This is a genomic window from Bradyrhizobium sp. AUGA SZCCT0169, from assembly GCF_018130085.1.
Taxonomy (GTDB): Bacteria; Pseudomonadota; Alphaproteobacteria; order Rhizobiales; family Xanthobacteraceae; genus Bradyrhizobium.
In genome coordinates, this window is the sequence record NZ_JAFCMC010000003.1 from 1 (window position 1) to 12,885 (window position 12,885).

General features: G+C 58.0%; 10 protein-coding genes. 1 reads left to right on the top strand and 9 read right to left on the bottom strand.

From position 1 onward, the window contains the following. From JQ609_RS03695 to JQ609_RS03715, 5 genes are all read right to left on the bottom strand, one after another. On the bottom strand, positions 1-343 hold a 343-nt coding region (locus JQ609_RS03695; RefSeq protein ID WP_212272060.1), incomplete at its 3' end, for an IS630 transposase-related protein. 384 nt (positions 344-727) lie between these two features. Further along, on the bottom strand, positions 728-1,579 hold the full coding sequence (locus JQ609_RS03700) for a hypothetical protein (RefSeq protein WP_212272061.1): 852 nt from the start codon (positions 1,577-1,579) through the stop codon (positions 728-730). Positions 1,580-1,602: 23 nt separating this feature from the next. Further along, positions 1,603-3,003 (bottom strand): O-antigen ligase, encoded by a 1,401-nt coding sequence (locus tag JQ609_RS03705; RefSeq protein WP_249127626.1) that lies wholly within the window; start codon positions 3,001-3,003, stop codon positions 1,603-1,605. A gap of 72 nt (positions 3,004-3,075) precedes the next feature. After that, positions 3,076-4,257, bottom strand: coding sequence for a glycosyltransferase family 4 protein (locus tag JQ609_RS03710; RefSeq protein ID WP_312014797.1), 1,182 nt, complete (start codon positions 4,255-4,257; stop codon positions 3,076-3,078). Between the two features lie 19 nt (positions 4,258-4,276). After that, positions 4,277-5,605 carry a glycosyltransferase family 4 protein gene (locus tag JQ609_RS03715; protein ID WP_249127628.1) on the bottom strand — a complete coding sequence of 443 codons (1,329 nt, stop codon included), beginning with the start codon at positions 5,603-5,605 and terminating at the stop codon, positions 4,277-4,279. A 269-nt stretch (positions 5,606-5,874) separates the two neighbouring features. On the opposite strand from JQ609_RS03715, the gene JQ609_RS03720 reads away from it, so the two are divergent. After that, positions 5,875-6,885, top strand: coding sequence for a polysaccharide deacetylase family protein (locus JQ609_RS03720; protein ID WP_212272062.1), 1,011 nt, complete (start codon positions 5,875-5,877; stop codon positions 6,883-6,885). 345 nt (positions 6,886-7,230) lie between these two features. Here the strand turns inward: JQ609_RS03720 and JQ609_RS03725 are convergent, their stop codons facing one another. The 4 genes from JQ609_RS03725 to JQ609_RS03740 form a co-directional block, all read right to left on the bottom strand. Then, on the bottom strand, positions 7,231-8,184 hold the full coding sequence (locus tag JQ609_RS03725; protein ID WP_249127630.1) for an FkbM family methyltransferase: 954 nt from the start codon (positions 8,182-8,184) through the stop codon (positions 7,231-7,233). Then, a complete protein-coding gene (locus JQ609_RS03730) occupies positions 8,181-9,515 on the bottom strand; it encodes an oligosaccharide flippase family protein (RefSeq protein ID WP_212272063.1) in 1,335 nt (444 codons plus the stop codon). The genes JQ609_RS03725 and JQ609_RS03730 overlap by 4 nt, the downstream gene beginning before the upstream one ends. Before the next feature lie 387 nt (positions 9,516-9,902). Further along, positions 9,903-11,096, bottom strand: a complete 1,194-nt coding sequence (locus tag JQ609_RS03735; protein ID WP_212272064.1) for a Wzz/FepE/Etk N-terminal domain-containing protein — start codon at positions 11,094-11,096, stop codon at positions 9,903-9,905. A 145-nt stretch (positions 11,097-11,241) separates the two neighbouring features. Continuing rightward, a complete protein-coding gene (locus JQ609_RS03740; RefSeq protein WP_212272065.1) occupies positions 11,242-12,738 on the bottom strand; it encodes an undecaprenyl-phosphate glucose phosphotransferase in 1,497 nt (498 codons plus the stop codon). Positions 12,739-12,885 lie beyond the last annotated feature (147 nt).

Genomic DNA, 12,885 nt, shown 5'->3' on the forward strand with positions numbered 1-12,885 from the left:
TTTTTTTGAAGCTGAGCTTCTCGGCATGCACGAAGTCCCACACCGAGTGGTAGTCGACCTTCAGGCCGCGTCCGGCAAGCTCGGCAACGAGCCCCCGTATGGTGAAATCGCCGTCTTTGATCCGTTGCGACAGCCAAACCGCATGGTCTCCCGAAACCGCCTTCGGCTTATGACCACCCATCTGGCCCGGAGCAACGCTGCCAGTATCCTCGACCCGCCGCATCCAACCGATCGCTGTGCTGATCGCGACCCCAAACTGCTTGGCCGCCTGATTGCGGGACATCCCGCCCTCGATCGCGGACACGACACGCTTGCGAAGATCCAGAGAATAAGGTTTGCCCATCCATGCTGGCCTCCGTCCAGCCAGCATGGTGAATCAGAAACCTACTGATTTGGGAATCCCAAATCGATTCAACCTAACTCCATCCCGCTTTAGTTAGCAGGGAACGGTTGTTAGCGGCGCAAGCTGCCTTGGGTCACGGGCGTTCACGAGAATGCTCGGCGCAAACGGGTGCAAGCGGCGAAGGAGTTCGACTCGGATCCTGTGCAGGCACTTGCTGCTGCGGCCAGATGAGGCCCGATCGGGAGATCGATGACCGCTCCAATCGCTCTCCTCCGATCTTGCCGCCGCGCATGCGATAGCCCTGGCGAGCGCGCCGCGCACCTGGAAGCGGGGGCTGTTGCGGCAGTGCCGAACGGATCTGTCGAGTACCGAAGCACAGATCACCTACCTCAAGGGCGGAGGCGGTTCGGCTTGTAGTTGCGATTTAGTCATGGTTGTGAAGAAGAAGTATTGGTATGTCGTCGTCAGTTTGACCCAGCTGCCCATACCGATACCAGGATTATTTACAAACACGCCGTTCTGGTAGAGGTACGGAGCTGACGTGTTTCTCCACCAGTCACCTCCAAAGTTGGCGATCAGATTTGCGCTTTCGCTATCGGTGCGCAGCTGTGCCATCGAGAACACCCCGTCGACTGTTCCGGGATCATACGATCCCCTTGGTTCCATCCAGAAGTGATCATTGTAGCCGGATGGCGGCGAGTCCATTCTCACGCTTCCGTCAGACTGAACGTCGAGACCCATTGCCGAAAAGGAGTTGTTGGCGAAATCGGCCACGTAGTGATGGCCACCGATGGAATTCGTGGCTTGATCCTGTACAAGTTGCCAGCCGCCACTCTTCAAGTGCACAAAGACGCGATAGTCCTTCATATAAATGTTGGCAGCAACGTTCGAAGAACCGGCTTGCGGATAAATCTGTCCCCAACCTGTCAGTGAGGAAAATTCGGAAGGCGGGGCGCCGTTTCCCGTGGCAGCCGGGCCACCCGCATACCACGAGAAATAGGTCTTCACTCCGCGTGGATATATTCCGGTGTTGTATCCGGAATTTTGCGAAACGACACAATCGATAGACAAAGACGTGCAGGGGGTCGGAGCGGATCGTGACGCCACATTCCCCGCTTGCACGGCCTGACGAACCGAATACCCCGCCGGAGGTGCCATCGCCTCGGCACTCGCCGATGAGGCGAGGGCTTCCAGGAGCATTAGAGCCGTGAGTGGAGCGGTCAGATACTTTTTCATGTCTCGAACAGGCCGATGAGACATCAGCGGCCAGGCTGCGGTTCAGGTAGCTCTTCGGCTTCCCAATGCTGCGATCCGCGACCAGCGGTCATCGCGATGGGCGAGTAAGGCGATCTGAAGTTACGTCCGGTGACGGCTTCAGGTTGAGCCAGCACGACAAACATACTGACGATCAGGTACGAGAACGCCAACGTTTCCCTGTTGAAGCTGTCATCGAACAATGCAACCAGCGTCACGCCGGCAAACATGGCAAGCCAGAAGTGCAGAGTTCCAACTTCTGCTGATTGTCTGCCATAGGAGACGACAAGCCGCTGCCGGTCTGACATTGCGGCCACCGGGAGACTGAACCAAAACACGGCAAAGGAGATCAGGCCGACCACGCCCGTCTCGAAGAATGTTTCCACGAACTGACTGTGCGCCAGGAGGGAAAACGGGCTGTATAACACCACTTGACCGGGACCATATCCGATCATCGGTCGTTCCAATGCGAGCATGGATAGTTCGTACCAGTGGTGGATGCGCCAATGGAATGAGGTCGGCGCCGTGCGCCAATCCCACACCTTATAATCCCCGCTCAGAATATAATCCGGAACCGATCTCAGCTCCGAAAACGATTCTCCAAATGGAGATATCCACATGACGGCAGCAAATGCTGCGGCGAACGCTGGCAGGAGAGAAGGTCTCTGAGCAAGAAGGAATATACCGAAGGTCACTCCCAGTAGCGCGACCCCGGTTCTCGAAGCAGCAAGGATCAGGGCGACGAGAAAGAACAGGTACACCACAATGTGGAAGTGTCTAACGGGAAGGCGCAGTTTTCGACGCGATAGCTCGCAAATGCAAAAGGTCAGCACTAGTTCCAGGCTGAAGGATACGGGGTGCGCAGAAAGCCCCGCTACACGCGCAACCTTGTCGTATGGCGAGGCGAGCTCGGCATGACCGGTCAGATGCTGGCCTAGTCCGATCGCGGACATCAGAAACAGCAAAGAAATAAAAACGCGATGGACGTTCAGGCAAAAAGATGGAGATCGATAGACAGCAGAAACCAGTATCACAAACATGAAGAGATATGTGTACCTCAGGATCTCGTACGAGGCGGCATATTGGTCGAAAATGCTCCCGGCTTCAAAGGCGTTGACGACAAACGACAGTCCGCAAGCGACGGCAAAGGCCGACAAGCACATCAACAGGGTGAACAGTCTCCTGTGTATTCGGACACCTCGAATGTGCCAAGCGACAACAAGGCCGACCACGATAGCGGTGACCGAAAGAGTCGATGAGAGATTGACATTGTACAGGCGATCGACCCCATTCGAGAATGATCTCAAAAAGGTAAAGCCTAGAAAAAATACCAGGAGCGCATTCATTTTGAGCGGCGCCTTGGTTCGGCCGGCGGGCAGAATTCGGCCAGATTGTTGGAACGGCATCGCGCTCGCTGCTCGTGATCCCAAAGCAGTGCCGTCATGGCGGCTTTGCCGCCGCGTCGCGCGCGCGACCCGCTAGGCCGTGCGAGGCGGTACCGTCCGAGACCGCACATGCGGGCCCCCTCTGCGTGGCTCGATCGCTCTACGATAGCATCCGAAGGTTCGCTCGGCGACAGAACTCCAGTCTTCCCGTTCGGCCAACCAGCTGCGCGTTTTCTCGCGGAGTTCCGACGGCCACGGATTGCGTGCAAACGACGCCAGACGTTCGGCGAGCGCCGATACGTCTCCCAAATGAAAGTAGTGCACGTCATCCAATCTAATCTCCAAATGAGCGGGAATGTCACTCGCGACAACCGGCAGACCGAAGCTCAGGGCTTCCATCAATGCGATCGGCAAACCTTCGTGCGAAGATGGCAAGACAAAAAGACCGGCATGGGCGTATAGCTCCTGCAGGGCGAGGCCGCACTGGAAGCCGGTCATGACCACCCCATTGGTCGCCTCAGCGCGCGCGGCCACCATTGCCGCATAGGCGTCGGCATGCTCGGTACTCCCGACCAGCACGAGCTTCCATCCGTCGAGCCGGGCATCGGCAAAGGCCTGAATCAGGTCCATGTGCCGTTTCTCCGGTACCAGCCGGCCCACCATCAACACGTACCGTCCCGGCGCGAGCCCGAATTTCTGAAGTGCCGAAGTGCTGCTTGGCACTTCCGGCAAGGCGATGCCGTTCGGAATAAGGACCGAACTCAGGCCGTATTTTTCCCGTACCAGCTTCCGAATCGTCCGGGAGATCACGATGCGGCCATTGGAAAACCGCATGCCCCAGGCCTCGCCGGCTTGCAGAGCCAGCCTGGCCAATGCGCCCCACTTCTCACGTTCGTAATCCGGGCCGTGGTGCGTCACCACAACATGCAGTCCCAGCAACCGCGCGAGCGGCACCATCAAGGCCGGCCCGATGGCCTGGATGTGCAGTACGTCCGGCCGCTGCCATGCTGCCACCAGCACTCCGAGAAACGAATGAACGATCGTCTCGAGACCTGAAATCTTCGGACACCACACCCGCATGTAGCGTACCCCGTGCCACTCATCGCCCCGGTCAGGCGGCATATACGAAGAACGAACGATCACCTCGATATCGCAACCCAGTTCCTTGAGGCGGGGGCACAGTTGTTCTGCGTGAGTTTCCACTCCTCCCTGCACATTGGGGAATCCACGTAAGCCAAGCATCATCACCCGCAGCACCAGATGTTCCGCACTCACTACGCCCTCCTACTATTCGTCAGTAGCTCGTGAACTCCTTGAGTGGGTATCGAGCGCCGACAAAGTCTCTCCCGTGCACCAGTGAGTGGTAGACGGCCATCAGTTCGGCGTTATGCTTCTCGAGAGAGAAGTCCCGTTCCGCTCGGGTCCTTCCAGCAGCTCCCATGTGCGCGCGACGATCCGCGTCGCTCATAAGGCACTCGAGGTGGATGCGGAGCTCGTCTGAGTTTCCGGGCCCAAACAGAAATCCCGTCACGCGATCGTCCACGAGCTCCGGAATGCCGCCAATGCGGGTCGCGATGACCGCCTTGCCATGCGCCATCGCTTCCAGCACGGACATTGGGCAGTTCTCGCACCACTCGGATGGCACAACCACCACAGATGCCTCAGCGATTGTCGTGCTCAACGCCTCCCCGGACAGCTGGCCGACAAACTGCACATTCCGGGAAAATTGGGACTTCAAATCATCGGTTAGCGGCCCCGTGCCAGCAATGACGAGTGGCCATCGACATCCGGCAGCCTCATGGGCGCGCAGCAGGGTCTCCGCACCCTTGCCTGGTGCAAGCCGGCCGCAGTAAAGCACGAAACCTTTGTCCCGGCCGCTCGGTGAAATGTTCGTGACGTCCACGCCGTTGTAGAGCAGCGCCACCCGATCTGCTGAGAATCGACGTAACACCGACTCCTGCATGAACCGGCTCGGAGCGATAAAGCGATCCACCTTCTCGTAGCTTCCCAGCCAGCGTTGCGTCACCGCTTCCAGGTAGAGCGCTGCGCTCTGTGCTATCGAGCCGTCAGAACAACGATGGGTCAGCACATGGTGGAAATCGCCGCCGAGACATAACGAACACAATTGGCCTTCCCGCGCACGGCTGTGCACCGGACAGACCGGCTTCGTATCGTGCAGCGTCAGTACAACGGGCATTCCCCGCGACTTGGCGACGCCGATGATCGATGGTGTCAGCTGATGATAGATGTTGTGACAGTGCATCAGGTCTGGTCGCGTTTCATCGATCAGCGACGCGAGTTTGCTGACGGCCTCGCGGGAGTGGATCAACGAAATCGCGCCCTTTATCTTGGCAAGGTAACCACCGCTCCGATATTCCTGTCTGGACACAAAATGCGTGCTGTACGGCGATTGGATATTTCGCTCGTGCTGCATCGCGAAGTCGATAACGTCGGTCCCGATGTTCGTCAGGAATTCTCGTTCCTGAAACAACACGGTCTCAGCGCCACCGTTGTTGAAAAGATACTTATTAGCGATCAGTACTTTCATAGGGGCCATTTCATCGACACTCACATCACAAAACGCGGCATCGCTCGCGGCCCTGCGTTTGGTGTCAGACAGCAAGATGCTATCTGAAAGATGTCTGATGGAGACGGCGAATTCTGAGGTACCTACAAGTGAGTAGCGGTACAGGGTTGCGTGGACGAAGCAGTTCGTTGATAAATGTCGGAGTTCCTCTTCTTTCGTTTTCTGCCTTCGCATGCATAGCCGTTCATCGCGCTAACGACGGGCATTTTGAAGATGGGCATTGGCAGGCCGCGTGTAGAAATAAACGGACACCATAGTTGTGCGGCCGATTCCTGTGCGAGTGGTGAGCCCGGGGGGCGCTTGGAATGAAGCAGCTTCTGAAGAGAAGCTTATTCGAAGCGGCTAGTTGGTCCGGATTGACGCCAGCTCTCCGCAGGATGTTTGCCGGAAGGGCGGCCATCCTGATGTTCCATGAGATTCAGCGAGACCATCGCTCGGAATTGATGACCGGCACTTCAGTTGAGCTTTTTGAGTATTTGCTCAAGTGGCTACGCCAGGAAGGATGGGAGATCGTCGATCTCGAAACATGTCTCGAGCGACTGGCCACGGATCCTCGACCGCGGCGCTATGCGGTGCTTACCTTTGACGACGGCTACCGAGACAACGTCTCCACTGCGGTTCCCATCCTCGAGCGAAACAACGCGCCATTCATGGTGTACGTTCCGACCGGCGCCCCGACGCGGACGCTGCAGCCATGGTGGTTGGGCTTACGCGAATTGTTTCGCTCGAGAGACACGGTTACGATCGACGCGATGGGCATCCGGTTCAGCTGTCCCGATTTTGAGAAGAAGGCATCGGCCCTGAGGAAAGTAGGCGAGTGGGTTCACGAAGATTACCACCGAGCCGCAATGCTCGTCCCAACATTCAGCAAGGCAGGTTTATCATTATCGGCGCTGAACGATGCCTATTTCCTGGATGAAGACGAGCTTCAGAGCCTGGCGCAGCACCCTCTCGCGTCAATTGGCGGGCACACGGATTCGCATCCGGCACTGGCGTGCCTGGATGTCCTTTCAGCACGCTCCGAAATGATAGCTAACCGCAACTACCTGGAGAAGTTACTTCAGCGCCCCGTTCAGCACTTGGCTTATCCTTACGGCACCGCCGGAGCATGTGGTCCCCGCGAAGAACACCTGGCAAAGGAAGCAGGCTTTTCGACCGCAGTGACGACGCGGCATGGGCACGTATCCGATTGCAAGCCGAATCATTTTGGACTTCCTCGCATCGGTGTCGGGGGACAGTCTGATACGAGAGCCGCGTTCGAGGCTCGAATGAACGGTGTTCAGTCCGCGGTCCAGATGCTGCTGGGTCGTACTTAGCAACGGTTATGGATCTGGTGGTGCCGAATAGCCGCTTGCGCGAAACGCATCGGATGGAGGTTGAAGTAGCTCGGTTGACGTCGAAAGCGGACTATCGGACGTTTCCCGGGCGAACGGGTGAAGCGCCAGTTCGAGTCATCGCATCCCAAGCGGCCGCGCGCTGGCTGGCCGAACCCATTCTGGCCGCTAGGATCGCAATCTGGCGTCGCACAACGACCAGAAGGGCTCGCGCAGGACTATTTCTGGAGACTGGCCACGCGACGTGCTCAGGAACCTCGCGCACGATTGCACGAGCATCTCCCGGACCGCGCGCCGGCATCCAAGCAAGTCCGAGCAGCAGGGCGCTCAGCGCGATCTTGCGCTATCGGCAATTCCTGCAATCCACTGGTGGAAGCCGGACCCTGGCGGGCAGGTCACGAAATTGTAGCCTCTTTTTGGGTCCGCCTTCAGCCGGTCCAGTGCAGCGAGCTCCTTGACCTCCGTAACTGCCCCATCGGCGGTAATCGAAAAGACTGGAAATCCGAGCTCATCGAGCACGAACCTCGTGGTAGCGTGGCTCCGGTCCTGGCCATGATCTTCGAAAATGACCAACGTGTCGCGCTTCAGTGCTCGGTGGGCGCCCTTTAGCGCCGAGATCTCGGCGCCCTCGACATCTAGCTTGACGATGATCCGATCGCTGTCCGTCAGCTGCAGTTGCCGTGCCAACGCATCAACCGATGTTGATATGACCGCTTCGAGGTGTGTTGAATTGCTGCTCTGCGACTCCGCAATGTGTCGGGCGGCATGGGGGCCGTTGGTAAAGAAGAGCAGCTTTTGTCCGTCGTTCTCGCACAATGCCCTGCAGTAGACCGCGAAGCGCCGATCATTGGCGATACAGTTCTGCTGAAGAATAGCGAGCGTCTCCCGTGAGGCCTCGACGGCCACCGCGCGTTTACGGCCCAGCATTTCCGACGTGACTAGAACGGACCAGTATCCGATATTGGCGCCGCAATCAAAGAACACATAGTCGACATCCTTCAGCCGTAGCAGAAACTTCCCTATCTCCGGTTCGTACTCGGTGTCGGGCTGGCGGATGAACGAATTCCAGTAAGCGTCGTCCAGCCGAAAGAACAGGCGACTGCCGTCCGCGAAATGGACGCAAGACAGCTGGGAGTTCAGAAGGGGTCGGAGCGCCTGCATGGCGACCCCAATGCCGCGCCCGGTGATCCGCCCAATGGCGGTGTCGAGAAGTCTCACCAGCCCCATCGAGAGCCGGCTTCCTGAAACCTCGTAATCGAATGCGCCTCGATCCATCTTCATGCGACGATGCGTGTTGCACGCCTCCCGATAGTGATAAGCATCGTGGTGGGGGTGAGATCGATCCCCTCCGCCGCGTAGATGTGGGCCGCCATCCATGCCCGGTTCGCGACCCATACGACGACGAGAACGACCGCGGTTCCCCAAATCCCGAACATCCAGGTCGCGCCGATCATGGCCGCGACCCCCAGTACGGAAGTGGTAACCATGATGTTCATCGCGGCACGCTGGTGCCCGGTCATGTTCAGTGCGACACTGCCGACACCGAAGTATGTCGACGCCAGCATGCCGATCGCCAGGACCATCAGGACTCCGTGGGCGCGGACGAAATGCTGTCCAAAGGCCATCAGCACGATGTCGCCGACCAGAGCCAATGCCACGACGCATCCAAGGACGCCGATAAAGGCAGCCAGTGTCCCACCTGACATGATGCGTGTGATCTCCGTGCGACGACCCTCGTCGAATAGTCGTGCGATGAGAGGTGCCGCGGGGATACAGAAGGTCACCAGGAAGAAATCGAGAAGGAGCGCAATCCGGTTGGCGGCGTAATAAAGTCCGCCGGCTTCCGGACCGACGATGACCGAGACAATGACGATGTCAATTGTAGCGAACAGCATGCTGGCAATGCTGGTCACCCAGAACGGTCCGGAAGTGGAGATGACGTTGGCAAAGCTGTCCTTCGATCGCCTCATCGCCGTGGTGAACAGCCTATGTCCTTGAGCGAGACGTCGCAGGTGAACTTGCTGAATGGCGATCAGCACGATCAGGATGCCGGTTGCGATCACGAAAACATTTGCCGCCGTCACCGGATGTCCATATACGACAAAAAAGGCGCCACCGAACAATATGATGAACAATCGCCACAGCACATCCTTCGGCATGAGTGCGAGGTTGACGGAACCGAGCGCGCGACCCACGGAGCTCTGCATTTCGATCAATGCCAATGGCACTATCAAGAGCAGGCTCGCGGCGTACTCCCAGCGTCCGAATACTCCCCCCCGGCCGCGAGCGGCGACGAATATGAGCAGAGCGATCGCTGTCGCCGCAATGCTGCCCAAACATGCCACACGAACCCGTTTGGCAACGATCGAGCCGATCGCCGTATAGTCCTTTCGCGTCGCGAGACTTGGTACTTCCCGCAAAACGAGAAGTTGCTGGCCGACGAGGCCAATCGTCGAGGCGATAAATCCGAAGGTCATCAGCGATACGAGGACGCCATACTCCTCGATGCTCATCATCCGGGCAAAGCAGACGCCAAAGGCGAATGTGACGACTGCGCCGGAGCAACGATAAGCGAAAGCCAGGACAGACTTCCAGAAGAGGGATCCGAACATCCAAGGCCCTCGCATTCACTTCATTGAACTGTACAAAGCAAAATTGCCATGTACGTTTATTGTCTTGTACAGCTTCGTGCTGCGCCGAGGGCGTGCTCCACCACATCAGTCCTTGGGCGCAGCTCCGCCCGCTGAAACGGGCAGGAGCCAAGGAGATCTGCCGTTGTGAACATCGGGAAAAACCAAACGATGAAAATAAAGAGTGAGTCTGTTATATCGAGGACGGCCTATCGAGTATATTCGTGCTGTCGCATCGAGCCCCGACCCTTTTGGATTACCCCTTCCGGTTCGTGCCGAAGGAGGTAGGCTGACGCGTCGTTACTTTGGACGACCCTTGCTGTCACCGCTGTGCCCGAGCCCGTGACGTCGTGATCCTCCTTCGCTCGATTATGCGTCTGGGCCACGCCTGATCCCGCCGCCGTGCTCTGATAACACACCGGGCTCGTCCTTCGGGTTCGGGAGTCGAACGGTTGATAAGGCCGCGGATGCATAGTTCTGTTTGGCGAGGGCCGCGTCACCCTGTTGAAGAACCACCACAGGCAGGGGGGCGCCACCGCTGGTGCGGATGCCTCGGTCTGACAGATCGCGCATCACTCCGATGGCGATGCCAAGAAGCAACCCGCCAACGATCGACATTCCAAGCACAATCCCCACTTTCGGCGAACTGGCCGCCAGGGGACGGGACGCTTCGATGAGCAGATACACTTGTAACGTCGGCGAGGATTGCTGCTGCGCCTCCATGTGCCGCAGCACACGAAGAAAATTATCATAAGCCGTTGCGGTGGATTCCGCGGCGGCTTCAAGCTCGGAGAGATCACCTTGCAATTTCCCCGTCGATTGCGATGGGGATGTTCCTGGAACGACAGGCTCTGCGGATCCGGCGATGTTGGTCCCGTTCTTACGATAGTTCACCAGAGCGTTCTGGGCAGCGGATGCCTGGCTGCCTAGTTCGTTTATCTGATCCTTGACCCATTTCGCGCTTCGCAACGACGATTTGATCTTTGCGTCCAGTTGAGACGCTATATGCGTCTCGGCAACGGTGTTCAGTATCTGAGCCGCGCGCTCTGGGTCGATGGAGTCGAAGGCAATCTCGATAATGTACGTGGTGCCGACGCGCTTGGCCGAAAGCTTGCGATCGAACGATTCCATGGCGCGACGCATTGCGCTGGACTCTGTTTCTGGCTTGCCGAGCAGCCGGGATACCGACCCGATCATACGGCGCACGACTCCCCCGGAAAATTCCGGATCGTCTGCTAAACGGAGCTTCCGTATCACAGCACGCGCGAGACCCTCAGAGTTTATGATTGCGATCTGGCCTTCCACCATCGTTGACGCGGACGCAGCGTCTCCTGGAGCCGCTTTCGCATCTACGACAAGTTTCGCGGTGGCAGTATACGTCGGTACTGCGGCGATGAGGTAGAGTACAGCAGCGCCAATCGTTACAAGGGCCGTGAGCAACAGGATCGAGAGGTGCCGCCGTATGAAGGCCAGCCCGTCTGTCAGGGACTCTACTGGAGAACGAAAATCAGGCGGCGTAGTGTCCTGAGTAACGGGAGTGTCAGTTCTAAAACCCTGCAGCATTGTCCTGTACCAGTCCTATTAGTTGCACTACTGAGGCTTCGCACATCAACGAGTATGGGACGCAAACGGAGTTCCCCAACTCCGATGCTCCCCTGCGGTTTAACGAATAGGCAAATAGCGGTTCGCTACCGCAGTCGGGGTCGCGCTAGAAAGCGTTCCAATACACCTTTCTGGAAAAGAAGGTCATGACCAGGATTTTGAGATCGAGAAGAGGTGACCAGTTGTCGATGTAGTACAGATCATGCTCCACGCGGCGCTGCATCTTCTCGAGGGTATCGATCTCGCCGCGGTACCCGTTGACCTGAGCCCAGCCCGTAATGCCAGGCTTGACGTTGTGGCGGCGTGAGAAAGACGAAATCAGTTCAGCGAACACTTCGTTTTGCGAGGTTGCGTGTGGGCGGGGCCCGACGAGCGACATGTCTCCGATCAGGACATTGAACAACTGCGGAAGTTCGTCGACGTTGGTATGGCGCATGAGGCGTCCCAGACGAGTCACGCGCGGATCGTGTCTGGTGACAGGTTTGAAATTGTCGCCTTCCTCCATCACGGTCATTGATCGGAACTTCAGTACGCGAATGGCCTCGTTGTTGTAGCCATGCCGAGTCTGGCGAAAGAGCACCGGCCCGGGGGAGTCGACCTTGATTGCGATCGCAACGATGACGAAGAGGGGGCTAACCATGATAAGCCCGGCGATTGCAGCGACGACGTCGAATGCTCGCTTTATTGCCCGGTTGAAAGGAGCGAGGGGACACTGGAAGATCCGCATCGTCACCATGTCGCCGAACGGAGTGATCCGCGACACGGCCATCAGATCGATGGATCCAACGGGGAGAACGTGGACGTCAACTGGGAGGTCTGACAGGGCGCTGGCGAGCGCGAGAGCAGACGGAACATCCGCTTCCGAAGGCAAAATCACAATGTCATCTGCTCGGAGGGGCCGGCAGCTTGCGACAAGTTGGCGCGCATCAGGTAGCGCTCGGACCGCGCTGGGAGACGCCGGTCTCGAGGCGTCGGCGCGTACCGTCGGAAAATCGAACGAGTGGATCGTTCGAATTCCGGTCTCCATTGCCCGAACGGAAAACTTCAGGCAGTGCCCTTGGTCTCCAATCAGGATGATGCGCCTGGCGTCGATCAGCCCCGTTGCAATTGCGCGGCGCAGTAATGCGAACCCCACTGCCCGCGTGCCAAGTACCGTGAGGAGGACACTCACAGCTTGGGCTATGATGGTCGCGCGCGAGTAGCCGTCTGAGACTTTGAGAAGGAACAATGTCGAGATGAAGAAGGCGAATACGAACAAGACCGCGCTGGCTCCGCTCCATAGGAAGACGTGCCGGGTCTGCGTCTGGATCCGCGAATACTGCCGTAGCCCCATGGAAACGAGCAACTGCAATGCGGAGATCAGAAGGGATTCCTGAATGTACTTGGCGGCGTCCGGCGGGCTCAGGAGGATTACCCGATGGTAGAGGACGGCTGCGGAATAGGCCGCGACGGTTACGAGCAGGAATTCGGTAGCTGCGGCCAATACCAACAGGACAGCCAATCGGTTCCTGCCGACGCGTGCCGGGACTGCCCTGCCGGCGTCGACCGAAGGTGCCGGCAACTCGGTAGAGGCCGGCAAATTGGTAAAGGAGGCATAACTCATTTGTACTCTGCCACCCAGTCACTCCGTGGCCAAATCAGTACCATCGGAGTCGCCGGTTCGAACTGGCAATAAATGGGTAGTGAGGGGTAACCACGATGGTCGATTGAGCTGCGGCAACGCAGGATTAGAATTGTCAGAAGCAATCCG